This window comes from Lacrimispora sp. 210928-DFI.3.58 (assembly GCF_020554865.1).
Lineage (GTDB): Bacteria > Bacillota > Clostridia > Lachnospirales > Lachnospiraceae > Enterocloster.
This window is the reverse complement of the sequence record NZ_JAJCIC010000061.1, coordinates 1-13069: the sequence shown is the minus strand read 5'-3', so window position 1 is coordinate 13069 and position 13069 is coordinate 1. Positions and strand designations below refer to the sequence as shown.

9 protein-coding genes are annotated in these 13069 nt (G+C 52.0%); 8 read left to right on the top strand and 1 reads right to left on the bottom strand.

The window, feature by feature from the left end; genetic code table 11:
- Positions 1–175: 175 nt before the first annotated feature.
- The gene (locus LIZ87_RS20965; RefSeq protein WP_227149089.1) at positions 176–4498 is read right to left on the bottom strand and encodes a 2-hydroxyacyl-CoA dehydratase; all 4323 of its coding nucleotides are present in this window, start codon (positions 4496–4498) and stop codon (positions 176–178) included.
- 402 nt (positions 4499–4900) lie between these two features.
- Between LIZ87_RS20965 and LIZ87_RS20960 the strand changes: the two genes are divergently transcribed.
- The 8 genes from LIZ87_RS20960 to LIZ87_RS20925 all read left to right on the top strand — a co-directional run bounded on the left by LIZ87_RS20960 (position 4901) and on the right by LIZ87_RS20925 (position 12971).
- Positions 4901–5842, top strand: coding sequence for a magnesium transporter CorA family protein (locus tag LIZ87_RS20960; protein ID WP_178313274.1), 942 nt, complete (start codon positions 4901–4903; stop codon positions 5840–5842).
- 136 nt (positions 5843–5978) lie between these two features.
- The gene (locus LIZ87_RS20955) at positions 5979–6836 is read left to right on the top strand and encodes a rhomboid family intramembrane serine protease (RefSeq protein WP_227149088.1); all 858 of its coding nucleotides are present in this window, start codon (positions 5979–5981) and stop codon (positions 6834–6836) included.
- Positions 6837–6851: 15 nt separating this feature from the next.
- On the top strand, positions 6852–8288 hold the full coding sequence (gene pyk, locus LIZ87_RS20950) for a pyruvate kinase (RefSeq protein ID WP_178313751.1): 1437 nt from the start codon (positions 6852–6854) through the stop codon (positions 8286–8288).
- 239 nt (positions 8289–8527) lie between these two features.
- Positions 8528–9796: a diaminopimelate decarboxylase gene (locus tag LIZ87_RS20945; RefSeq protein ID WP_178313753.1), complete on the top strand. Its 1269-nt coding sequence runs from the start codon at positions 8528–8530 to the stop codon at positions 9794–9796.
- Positions 9797–9907: 111 nt separating this feature from the next.
- Positions 9908–10711 carry a pyrroline-5-carboxylate reductase gene (proC, locus tag LIZ87_RS20940; RefSeq protein ID WP_227149087.1) on the top strand — a complete coding sequence of 268 codons (804 nt, stop codon included), beginning with the start codon at positions 9908–9910 and terminating at the stop codon, positions 10709–10711.
- Between the two features lie 14 nt (positions 10712–10725).
- Positions 10726–11307 (top strand): NUDIX hydrolase, encoded by a 582-nt coding sequence (locus LIZ87_RS20935; RefSeq protein WP_227149086.1) that lies wholly within the window; start codon positions 10726–10728, stop codon positions 11305–11307.
- Positions 11308–11373: 66 nt separating this feature from the next.
- The gene (locus tag LIZ87_RS20930) at positions 11374–11895 is read left to right on the top strand and encodes a hypothetical protein (RefSeq protein ID WP_227149085.1); all 522 of its coding nucleotides are present in this window, start codon (positions 11374–11376) and stop codon (positions 11893–11895) included.
- Positions 11896–12086: 191 nt separating this feature from the next.
- On the top strand, positions 12087–12971 hold the full coding sequence (locus LIZ87_RS20925) for a tyrosine recombinase (RefSeq protein ID WP_178315532.1): 885 nt from the start codon (positions 12087–12089) through the stop codon (positions 12969–12971).
- Positions 12972–13069: the final 98 nt, after the last annotated feature.

Below are 13069 nucleotides of genomic sequence, written 5' to 3'. Positions count from 1 at the left end.
CGATAAATGTAGAAAAGTCCGAGCTCTCGCTCGGGACTTTGTCTACAGTCTGACGGTTCGGAGAATACTATTCTCCGGACCGTTTAGACTGTAGACAAACTATGTTTTCTGGAATGGGAGCTCGAGGGCAAAGTCCTCGAACTGGAATCACGCAACCTGCCGCCAGGGCTCTTCCTTATGTAGCACTATGCTGCAGCGTACCCCGCAGCACCGCCTTCGGGCGTTTGGTTTTCTCTTCTTTTGCCTCAGCCTTCTTCAGGTTCTTCTGGGCAGTGGAGAGCATGAGCTTGATGCGGTTTAACTGGTTTACCTCGCTGGCGCCTGGGTCGTAGTCCACGGCGATGATGTTGGAGTTCGGATAATTTCTGCGAAGCTCCTTGATGACGCCCTTTCCTACAATGTGGTTGGGCAGGCAGCCGAAGGGCTGGGTGCAGATGATGTTCTCAACGCCGCTGTGGATGAGCTCCAGCATTTCTCCGGTGAGGAACCATCCCTCGCCTGTCTGGTTGCCCAGGGAGACAAAGCCCTTTGCCATATCGGCTAACTGGTTGATGTTTGAGGGCGGTGTAAAATGACTGCTGGCAGCAAGCTCCTTTCTGGCAGTTTTTCGGAAGTACTCTAAAAGGGCGATGCCTGCGTTGCACAGGTGGGCCGTTGACTTCTTTGCGCCCAGATGGTCTGCCTTGAAGTTGCTGTTGTAGAAGCAGTACAGCAGGAAATCCATCAGGTCGGGCATTACGGCCTCGGCTCCCTCGGTTTCCAGAAGGTCCACCACATGGTTATTTGCAAGGGGTGAGAACTTCACCAGGATCTCTCCTACAATACCTACCTTCGGCTTCTGGATATTCTGTCTCGGCAGCGCGTCAAAATCCCGGATAATACCGCGGATATTGCGGTTAAACTCCATCATGGCCGCATTCTTCTTAGACAGGGAGGCAATGCAGCGTTTCTTCCATTTCTCGTGGAGGGAGTTGGCACTGCCGGGCACAGCCTCATAAGGCCTTGTGGCATAGAGCACCCGCATAAAGATATCGCCGTATACAATGGCCTGCATGGCCTTTGTGAGCAGCGGAACCGTGAACTGGAAGCCTGGGTTGGTCTCCATGCCATTGGCATTAACTGAGATCACGGGAACCTGAGGCATGCCGGCCTTCTCCAGGGCACGGCGGATAAAGCCAATGTAATTGGATGCACGGCAGCCGCCGCCTGTCTGGCTCATGAGGACGGCTGTGTGGTCTAAGTCGTATTTTCCGGACAGCAGGGCATCCATGATCTGACCGATGACGATCAGGGACGGATAGCAGGCATCGTTATTCACATACTGAAGGCCAACGTCCACAGCATTGCGGTTGTGGTTCTGCAGCACCTCGATCTTGTACCCAAAGGCACGGATGGCTGGCTCTAACAGGTCAAAGTGGATGGGAGACATCTGAGGACACAGCAGAGTGTAGTCCTTTTTCATCTCCTTTGTGAACATCACACGGTTGTAAGCGCTTGATACTACCCTGCGCTCATAGTGCTTCTGATCCCTTACCCGCAGGGCGGCAATTAGGGAACGGATGCGGATGCGGGCAGCGCCCAGGTTATTGACCTCATCGATCTTAAGCACGGTGTAGATCTTGCCGGAGTGCGTCAGGATATCGGCTACCTGATCCGTGGTAACGGCATCCAGGCCGCAGCCAAAGGAGTTTAACTGGATCAGATCCAGATTCTCCTGTGTCTTTACAAAGCTGGCAGCAGCATACAGACGGGAGTGGTACATCCATTGGTCTGTCACCACAAGGGGACGCTCCACCTGGCCCAGATGGGATACGGCATCCTCTGTGAGGACGGCAAAGCCGTAGGAGGCAATGAGCTCCGGAATGCCATGGTGGATCTCCGGGTCCACGTGATAGGGACGTCCTGCCAGGACAATGCCCCGCTTTCCGTGATCCTTCATCCACTGGAGGGTCTCCTCCCCTTTCTTTTCCATATCCTCCCTGGAGGCGATCAGCTCCTGCCATGCGGCATGGGCAGCCATCTTCACCTCAGCAGCAGGGATCTGGAGGGATTTTGTAAATTCCTTTACAAGGGCATCTGTCAGGACGGTCTCGTTGGTAAATGCCATGAAGGGGTTCATGAAATGCACATGCTCCTCCTCCAGAGCCTCTACATTGTTCTTGATATTTTCTGCGTAGGATGTCACCATGGGGCAGTTGTAATGGTTGCCTGCTGCCGGGCTTTCGTTGCGCTCATAGGGAATGCAGGGGTAGAAGATAAACTTCACGCCCTGGCGGATCAGCCAGGTCACATGGCCGTGGACCAGCTTTGCCGGATAGCACTCCGATTCGCTGGGAATGGACTCAATACCCAGCTCGTAGATCTGCCTGGTGGACTGGGGAGAGAGCACCACATGGTAGCGCAGCTTCTTAAAGAAAACAGCCCAGAAGGGGAAGTTTTCATACATGTTGAGTACCCGCGGGATGCCTACGGTGCCCCGGTCAGCCTGATCTAAGGGCAGGGACTCGTAGTCAAACATCCGGTGGTACTTATAGTCAAACAGATTTGGTATTTCCTTCTTTGCCTTCTCCAGGCCCAGTCCGCGTTCACAGCGGTTTCCGGAGATAAAGCGGCGTCCGCTTCCGAACTGGTTGATGGTAAGGACGCAGTGGTTGTTGCAGCCCTTGCATCTGGTCATGGAGGTGGTGTATTTTAAGGAAATGATCTTATCTAAAGGCAGCATGGAGGTTTCCTGCTCACCTGCCATGTGATAACGCTCCCTTGCGATGAGGGCAGCGCCGAAGGCTCCCATGATGCCTGCAATGTCAGGGCGCACGGCCTCACAGCCGGAGATCTTCTCAAAGCTCCTGAGCACGGCATCGTTGTAGAAGGTGCCTCCCTGCACCACCACATGGCGGCCCAGATCAGATGGGCTTGTGATCTTAATTACCTTATATAATGCATTTTTGATGACAGAGTAGGCCAGGCCGGCAGAAATATCTGCCACGGAGGCTCCCTCCTTCTGCGCCTGTTTTACATTGGAGTTCATAAAGACAGTGCAGCGGGTGCCCAGGTCCGTTGGATTTTTCGCGAACAGGGCTTCCTTTGCGAAGTCCTTCACGCTGTAGTTTAAACTCTTTGCAAAGGTCTCGATAAAGGAGCCGCAGCCGGAGGAGCAGGCCTCGTTTAACTGCACGCTGTCCACGGTGCCATCCTTGATCTTGATGCATTTCATGTCCTGTCCGCCGATGTCCAGGATGCAGTCCACCTCCGGCTCAAAGAAGGCGGCGGCATAGTAGTGGGAGATGGTCTCCACCTCGCCCTCATCCAGCATAAGGGCTGCCTTTAACAGGGCTTCGCCGTAGCCGGTAGAGCAGGACCATGCAATGCGGGCAGTGTCTGGAAGCTGCTCCTTGATCTTGCCGATGGCCCGGATAGCAGTAACCAGAGGGCTTCCGTTGTTGTTGTCATAGAAGCGGTATAACAGGGAGCCGTCCTCGCCGACCAGCGCCACCTTTGTGGTGGTGGAGCCGGCGTCAATGCCCAGATAGCAGAGCCCCTCATAGGTGGAGAGGTCCCCGGACTTTACGCTGTTACCGCTGTGGCGTCTGGTAAATTCTTCATAGTCTGCCTGGTCTGCAAACAGAGGCTCCATTCTCTTTACCTCAAAATCCATCTGGATCCCGGAGGAGAGGGAGCGGATCATACCCTCCAGGGAGACGGCCTCCTGGCCCTCCTGGGGATTCATGGCAGCTCCCACAGCCGCAAAGAGGTGGGAGTGCTCCGGCGCAATGATCTGCTCCGGCGTCAGGCGCAGGGTGCGGATAAAGGCGCCTCGCAGCTCCGGAAGGAAATGCAGGGGTCCTCCTAAGAAGGCCACATTGCCCCGGATGGGCTTTCCGCAGGCCAGGCCGCTTATGGTCTGGTTCACCACTGCCTGGAAAATGGAAGCAGCCAGATCCTCTCTGGTAGCCCCTTCATTGATCAGAGGCTGGATGTCGGATTTGGCGAACACGCCGCAGCGGGCGGCAATGGGATAGATTGCCTTGTAGTCTTTGGCATAATTGTTCAGTCCTGCCGCATCTGTCTGGAGAAGGGAGGCCATCTGGTCGATAAAGGAGCCTGTTCCTCCTGCACAGATGCCGTTCATCCTCTGGTCAATGCCGCCGGTAAAGTAGATGATCTTTGCGTCTTCTCCGCCAAGCTCAATAGCCACATCTGTCCTGGGAGCGTAATCCTGGAGGGCAGATGCCACAGCTACGACCTCCTGGACAAAGGGAACCCTTAAATGGGAAGAAAGGGTAAGGCCGCCGGAGCCTGTGATGACGGGAATGACGGATATTGGCCCTGTTTTCTCCAGGGCTTTTTTCAGAAGCTCAGCCAGAGTTTCCTGTATATTGGCATAATGACGCTCATAATCGGAGAATACTATATGTGAGCTCTTGTCAAGTAGTGCAATTTTTACGGTTGTGGAACCAATGTCGATCCCAAGCGTAAGTGTATTAACAAGTTGATTCATAAATATGCGGGTTATCCCCTGACCTCCTTTGTAACCTACAGCAGGAAAGCCGCCTGTATCCGGAAAAACGAAGGGGGACTCCCTGACCCGAAGGCGGCTGACTGCCAAGTCAGTTGACATTTTACAGTATCTTAAATCAGCTGTTTGGAAAAAGCTGTGACTTATGCAACATATTTTGCAATAGGAAGACATAAGCCGAAAATACGCATACTAGAGTTTAACATAAAACATTTGCAATTACAATTGGGGACAGGCGTTAAAAAATCGTGAAAAATTTACAAGAACTGTGCATCTTTTCCAAGGCTGTCAGGACCGGCCTTTGGAAAAGTTAATTCATTTGACAAAAACATCCCCAGTCACTATAATGGAGAAGGTATAAATTCAAAATGGGGGAGAGTTTGCATGAGACGGATTTTTAAGACCGAAGACGGTGCCATGCATGAAAAAGAAGAGATGCAGCCGGGCTGTTGGATCGCACTTACCAACCCCACGGCTTCGGAGATCATGGATGTGGCGGACGCCTACCAGATCGATCCGGATCACATCAAGGCTCCTCTGGATGAGGAAGAGCGTTCCCGTATTGAGGTGGAGGAGAACTATACACTGATACTGGTGGATATCCCTTCGATCGAGGAGCGCAGCGGCAAGGACTGGTTTGTCACCATTCCTATGGCTATCATCACCACCAACGATGTGCTCATCACTGTCTGCCTGGAGGAGACACCTGTGCTGGCATCCTTTATGGATGGGCGCGTGAGGGATTTCTACACCTTTATGAAGACCAGGTTCATCCTTCAGATCCTTTACAGGAATGCGGCCCAGTACCTTCAGTATCTGCGCATTATTGACAAGAAAAGCGAGGTCATTGAAAAGCAGCTGCACCAGTCGCCAAAGAATGAGGATCTGATCGCTCTCTTAGAGCTTGAAAAATCACTGGTGTATTTTACCACCTCCCTCCGTTCAAACGAGGCAGTGTTAGAGCGCCTTTTGCGCATTGAAAAGATCAAGAAGTACCCGGAGGATACGGACCTTCTGGAGGATGTTATCGTAGAGAACAAGCAGGCTATTGAGATGGCGGGCATTTACAGCGGTATCCTGAGCAGCACCATGGACGCCTTTGCCTCTGTGATCTCCAATAATCTGAATATTGTGATGAAGTTTCTGGCAACGGTTACGATCGTAATGTCCATCCCCACCATGGTGGCCAGCTTCTACGGGATGAATGTGAAGTCGATAGGCATGCCCTTTGCGGATCATCCGCAAGGATTTTTCATTGTCCTTGGTTTTGCAGTGGCATTGTCCCTGGTGGTGGCCTATATATTTAATAAGAAGGATTTGTTCTGACAAATTGATAGCAAGCCTGCATGCGTCCGGCGGGCGGACGCGCCACCGCACCGCGAAAGTCTGGCGGGCGCATTGGGCATACCTGAATACATGCCGCCTCACGGCGGCAGGACTTTTATAGTAAAGAGGGTTGAGAATGAATTTTTTTACAAAAATAAAACGTTTCCTGAACCGTTATGCCATTAAGGGCATTATCAACTATGTGTGTGCTCTTCAGGCTATGGGGCTCATGCTGTACCTTCTGGCACCGGAGCTTCTGAGTTACTTTATGCTGAATCCCGTCGCTATCCTGCATGGGCAGGTCTGGAGGATCTTTACCTTTCTTATCTTCCCGCCGGCATTTACCGGGGGAAGCACCATAGGGCTGATCCTGTTTAATGTGCTTGCCATTTACTGTATCCGCATCTTCGGCACGATCGTGGAGCAGATATGGGGGACTTTCCGGTTTAATTGCTATATTATCTCCGGCGTTCTCTTAAATGCGGCTGTGGCGATCCTGTTTTATCTCTTTACGGGATTCCCGCTGGTGCTGACACCCCTTCATCTGGTGTATTCCTTTTTCTTTGTGTTTGCACTGATGTTTCCTGAGTCCCAGGTCATGCTCATGATGGTCCTTCCTTTAAGGGCAAAGTGGATCGCCCTGGCAGAGGCTGCCATTTACCTGTATGACTTTGTGACCGGCTCCATTTTCACCAAAGCGGAGATCTTTGTGTGCGTTGTCCATATGGCTATCTTTTTCCTGTGGATGGTGCTGGCGGGGGATACGGGCTACAAGCAGAAGCATCGCCAGAAGGATTTTCAGAAGAAAATGCGGCCTGCCGCTGTGGTGAAGAGGGGACACCGCTGTGCCGTATGCGGCCGGACAGACAAGGACAGCCCAGGCATGGAATTCCGCTATTGCTCCAAATGTGAAGGCAGCTATGAGTACTGCATGGATCATTTATATACACATCAGCATGTGAAAACACAGGATAATACACCGCATAACGAATAATGGAGGATTTATCAAATGAAGAGAACAAAGATCATCTGTACCATGGGCCCCAACACAAGCGACAAGAACATGATGGCGGAGCTGGCAAAAAATGGAATGGATGTAGCCAGATTTAATTTCTCCCACGGCGATTACAGCGAGCATCTGGGCCGCCTGGAGATGTTAAAAGAGGTGAGAAAGGAGCTGGATATTCCCGTTGCAGCCCTTCTCGATACAAAGGGACCGGAGATCCGCACAGGCGTATTAAAGGACGGGAAGAAGGTAACATTGAAGGAGGGACAGACATATACGCTGACCACCAGAGAGGTTACAGGAGATGAAAATGTTGGTCATATCAACTACAGCGGGCTGAATGAGGACGTTGTTTCCGGCAACCGCATCCTGATCGACGATGGCCTGATCGAGCTTCGGGTAGAGGAAGTAAAGGACACCGATATCGTATGTACCGTGGTAAACGGCGGCGAGCTGGGCGAGAGAAAGGGCGTCAATGTGCCAAATGTAAAGATCAAGCTTCCTGCCCTCACGGACAAGGACAAGGAGGATATCCGTTTTGGAATCAAGCACGGCTTTGACTTCATCGCAGCCTCCTTTGTGCGCACAGCTGACTGCATCCGTGAGATCAAGGAAATGCTGGATGAGCAGGGCTCTTCCATGAAGGTGATCGCAAAGATCGAAAATGCAGAGGGCATTGAGAATCTGGATGCGATTATCGAGGCGGCAGACGGCATTATGGTAGCGAGAGGCGATATGGGCGTGGAGATCCCCGCAGAGCAGGTTCCCCACATTCAGAAGCAGATCATCCGCAAGTGCAATGAGGCCTGTAAGACCGTTATCACTGCCACCCAGATGCTGGATTCCATGATAAGAAATCCAAGGCCTACCAGGGCAGAGGTGACAGACGTTGCCAATGCGATCTATGACGGTACGGACGCTGTGATGCTGTCCGGTGAGACTGCCATGGGCAAATACCCGGTAGAGGCATTAAAGATGATGGCTTCCATTGCGGAGGAGACAGAGAGCCATCTGGATTATACAAATTACCGTGAGCGCAAGGTCAGCAAGCAGAACATGAAGAATATTTCCAATGCTGTCTGCTTTTCCTCTGTTTCCACGGCCCATGATGTGGGAGCAGACGCCATTGTGGCGCCGAGTATTTCCGGCTTTACCTCCATGCTGCTGTCAAAATGGAGGCCTGCTGCAAGGATCATCGGCATGTCCCCCAGCATGGCAACTGTGCGTCAGATGCAGCTGCAGTGGGGTGTGACTCCTGTATGGTCCAGGAGAGCAGAGTCCACGGATGAGCTGATCGAGAACTCCACAGAGGAGTTAAAGGAAAAGGGCCTGGTTCATCCGGGAGAGCTGGCGGTTATCACCGCAGGCGTGGTCACCTACACCAGACGTCACGAGCCGGCTACCCAGACCAATATCATGCGGGTAATCAGCATTGAATAACAGATAATTGAAAAAACACTGGACAAAGAAGTCTGCCTGGGAGTACAATAACCGCGGGAACGCGTTAATGTGGTACTTCCTGACAGGCTTTTTGTGTCTACAGTTTTTATAGAAAACCCTCATGCGCCCGGCGGGGAACGCACCACAACATGAAAGTCTGGCGGGCGCATTTGGCATACCTGAACACATGCCCCTATCCGGCGGCAGGACTTTTATAGTAACAGAGAGGAGAAAACATTGTGGAAAAGAAACCATTTGTAACCCTGGAACAGTTAAAAAAGATTGAGGAGACCTATCCCACTCCCTTCTATTTATATGATGAAAAGGGGATCAGAGAAAATGCCAGGAAGTTAAAGCAGGCATTTGCGTGGAACAAAGGCTACAAGGAGTATTTTGCCGTGAAGGCAACTCCCAATCCATTTATCCTGAAGATCTTACAGGAGCTGGGCTGCGGCACAGACTGCTCCTCCATGACAGAGCTTATGATGTCAAAGGCCTGCGGCTTCTCTGGTCACGATATCATGTTTTCCTCCAATGACACTCCTCCTCAGGAGTTTGCCTATGCAGAAAAGCTGGGGGCGATCATCAACTTAGATGATATCACCCACATTCAGTGCCTGGAGGACACGCTGGGATATATTCCTGAGACTATCAGCTGCCGCTATAATCCGGGCGGTGTGTTCAAGATCAGCAATGATATCATGGACAACCCCGGAGATGCCAAATACGGCATGACAACAGAGCAGATCATCGAAGCCTTTAAGATCTTAAAGGCAAAGGGAGCAAAGCAGTTTGGCATCCATGCATTCCTGGCAAGCAACACGGTTACCAATGAGTATTACCCCATGCTGGCAAAGATCCTGTTTGAGCTGGCAGTCAGGTTAAAGGAGGAGACAGGGGCTCACATTACCTTTATCAACCTGTCAGGCGGCGTTGGCATTCCTTACCGCCCGGATCAGGAGCCCAATGATATTTTAGCCATCGGCGAGGGCGTGCGCCAGGTCTATGAGGAGGTCCTTGTACCTGCCGGAATGGGCGATGTATCCCTGTGCACCGAGCTGGGCCGTTTTATGTTAGGGCCTTTCGGCTGCCTGGTGACAAAGGCGATCCACGAGAAGCACACTCACAAGGAGTATATCGGCGTGGATGCCTGCGCAGTAAACCTGATGCGTCCTGCCATGTACGGCGCTTACCATCACATCACCGTAATGGGCAAGGAGGATGCTCCCTGCGACCACATGTATGATATCACAGGCTCTCTCTGTGAGAACAATGACAAGTTTGCCATTGACCGCATGCTGCCTGAGATCGAAAAAGGAGATCTTCTGGTGATCCACGATGCAGGCGCCCATGGTTTTGCAATGGGCTATAATTACAACGGAAAGCTAAAGTCTGCGGAGCTCCTGCTGAAGGAGGACGGCTCCGTGGAGATGATACGCAGGGCAGAAACTGCAAAAGACTACTTTGCTACCTTTGATTTTTGTGATATACTGAAAAATATCGACTGACATGGAAAGGAGGTCCCGGCATGAAGCGTTTATGATCTGCCGGGGCCTTTGTGGCGCACTGCATGTGTCAGGAGAGAGGCCTTATAGAAGGGTCGGAAGGAGGATGAGAGCATGGCGAAGGTTGGATTTATCGGAATGGGAAATATGGGCTCCGCCATTTTAAAGGGACTTTTGAAAAAGGGAACCTATGGGCCGCAGGATCTGTTGTTCACAGCAGCCCACAGGGAGAAAATGGAGCAGGTAACGGTGGAGACCGGTGTGCCTCATGCATCTTCCAACAGGGAGTGTGCAGAGAGCTCCCAGTATCTGATCCTGGCAGTAAAGCCCCAGTATTTTGATGAGGTGTTTGACGATATCAGAGAGGGTTTAAGGCCTGGACAGATCGTAGTATCCCTTGCGCCGGGACTTACCATCAAAAGCCTGAGGGAGCGCATGGGCGGTCAGGTGCGTGTGGTGCGGGCCATGCCCAACACCCCGGCTCTCTTAGGCGAGGGCATGACGGGAGTGGCCTATGAGGCAGAGGCCTATTCCGAAGAGGAGAAGGCCGAGATCCGGGAAATCTTCACCTCCTGCGGTAAGGCAGAGCTGGTGGAGGAGCGCCAGATGGATGCAGTTGGCTGTGTCAGCGGCTGTTCTCCGGCTTTTGTGTATATGTTCATTGAAGCACTGGCAGACAGCGGGGTCAAATACGGCCTTCCCAGAAAGACAGCCTATGAGATGGCTGCCCAGACAGTGCTTGGCAGTGCAAAGATGGTGCTGGAGACCGGAAAGCATCCGGGCCAGTTAAAGGATGAGGTCTGCTCACCGGGAGGAACCACCATTGCAGGAGTGTCCGCCCTGGAGGAGTGGGGGCTTCGCAATGCTGTTATCAAGGCAGCAGATGCCAGCTATGAAAAGAGCCAGAAAATAAAATAAGAGAGGGTAAGAACATGGGAAAGAAAGCAGAAAATGAGAACACGCCGGTTGTCCGTCTGAACCGTGAACTGCGGTATCAGGGCACGATCTTAAAAATCTATCAGGATACCGTATTGGCAAACGGCCATGAGGCCCACTGGGATTTTATCCACCACGATGGGGCAGCAGCAGTGCTCCCTGTGACCTCTGAGGGCAAGATCCTCATGGTGCGCCAGTACCGCAATGCGCTGGACCGCTTTACACTGGAGATCCCCGCAGGAAAGCTGGATGAGCCGGATGAGCCAAAGATCGAATGCGCCTACAGGGAGCTGGAGGAGGAGACGGGCTTCCGTACTGAGAACATGGAATATCTGATCAGTGTGAACACCACGGTGGCATTCTGTGATGAGGCCATTGACATTTTCGTGGCACGCAACCTGATCCCTTCCCACCAGCATCTGGACGAGGATGAGGTGATCGACGTGGAGGCCTGGGATCTGAAAGATCTGGAGGATATGATCTATGCGGGGAAGATCTCCGATGGAAAGACCATTGCCGCTATTATGGCCTATGCCCGTAAGTACCGCTCTGTGGACAAGAAGGATGAGCTTGCTTAAAGAAACGTTCATAAAGGGAAACGAGCCTGCATAAGGTATTCCATAAGGGAAGCCGGAGGCAGGAGCATGAGAAGGACATATTCATTTACCTATGCGGACTGGCTGCTGCTTACGTTTATTTCCGGAATACTGGGAGGAACGGCAGCAGCCCTTTTGTTTGGCAGCAGCGTGGTCCAGGGAGAGATCCTGGGAGGAAACGCTGGGATCACAAGGGGAAATCCCGGCATGGAGGCATTTTTCCTTGTCCTCCGGTCAAGAGCCCTGGGGATGCTTGCAGGCTGGGTGGCAGGTCTTACGGTCTGCAGCCAGCTTCTGTTTGGTGTCCTGACCTTTCATGGGGCCATGTCCCTGGCAGTGGTCCTCACCGTGTTCACTGTCAGAAAGGGGATCCTGGGGATCGCAGCTTTTCTGTGCGCTTTCCTGCCCCAGGGAATCTTATACCTGTTTGTGTGGTTTGTGCTGGCCCGGTGGGCAGGCCAGAAGGAAAAGAGGATCCATCTTCCGGGGGGGATATTTCTTCTGGCAGTAACAGGTTTAGGAGCTTTTCTGGAGGTTTTTGCGGGACAGTATTTGAGGGGGATTTTGTGAGTCTTACAACATATGGGCAAGGGGGAGAATGTGGGGGGGCAAGATGTTGTAGAGATGATATAACGTAGTAAAAAAGTATACAAAAGTGGGAAAAATGTGTTTGATTTTATGGGAAAATGTCGCTATAATGTAAGCTAGCACGCCGATTCGGGCGATTTTTGGTGAAAATGTGTTAGGGGCATGAAGGGGCTATGACGTCGGACATAAAGGATTTTGTGAGCTATCTGAGAGATGTAAAAAAGACTTCTAAGAATACAGAGATCTCCTATCAGCGGGACCTGGTGCAGCTGAGTGCATTTCTGAAGGAGAAGGGGATCACAGAGGTTGGTAAGGTGACAAGGACCAGCCTGAATTCTTATATCCTGTATCTGGAAAAAGAAGGAAAGGCGTCTACCACCATATCAAGAGAACTGGCCTCTATCAAAGCATTTTTCAGTTTTATGCAGAAGGAAGGAAAGATCATCCGCGATCCGGCAGAGCTTCTGCGGGCCCCAAAGATCGAGAAGAAGGCGCCGGTAATCTTAAGTGTCAACGAGGTAAACGCCCTTTTGGAGCAGCCGGGCCTGTCCTCCCCAAAGGAGCTGCGGGACAAGGCTATGCTGGAGCTTCTGTATGCCACCGGTATGCGTGTTTCGGAGCTGATCAATCTAAAGCTTACTGATCTGAATATGCAGATTGGATATATTACCTGCCGCGATGAGCACAAGGAGCGCATGGTGCCCTTTGGAAAGACGGCAAAGCAGGCCCTTGCCTCCTATCTGGAGCGGGGACGCCGTGACCTGCTCAAAGGCCAGGAATCAGAATGGCTTTTTACCAACTGCAACGGCAAGGCCATGAGCCGCCAGGGCTTCTGGAAGATCATCAAGTACTATGGGGAAAAGGCGGGCATTCAGGCCGACATTACCCCCCATACCCTGCGCCACTCCTTTGCAGCCCATCTGATACGGGGCGGTGCCGACATTCACGCTGTCCAGGCTATGCTGGGCCACTCAGACAGCACCACGGCCCAGATGTATGCGGCCTATTCAGGGGGAACAGTGGGGGAGGCCTACAGGGCGGCCATTTCCAGAAAATAGAGATGAAAAAAGAAAAGAAGAACATCTGTATATGTACAGATGTTCAGACTGTAGACAAAGTCCCGAGCGAGAGCTCGGACTTTTCTACATTTATCGCC